Genomic DNA, 275 nt, shown 5'->3' on the forward strand with positions numbered 1-275 from the left:
CGTCGGGCGGCGGCATGCCGACGAAACGGTTCTGGCGATGGCGGCTCAGTTCGAACGGATGCAGCCCTGGGTCCAAAATTATCCGGGGCTCGCCGGATAGTGGGTGTCGGAATACCTAGCAGAATGTATTCGCTTTCGTGGCCAAGTCGGTGCAGCTTTTAGGCTGCCCCGTTTTCCCCGGGCTATAGACGGGAGCGGTCCGTGATACGGCTTTAGGATCAGGCCGGTCCTTACCATCTGCTGGTCTTTCGATTATCATCGGCCGTCGTTTCGAT

Source organism: Mesorhizobium sp. (genome assembly GCF_005063415.1).
GTDB lineage: Bacteria > Pseudomonadota > Alphaproteobacteria > Rhizobiales > Rhizobiaceae > Mesorhizobium.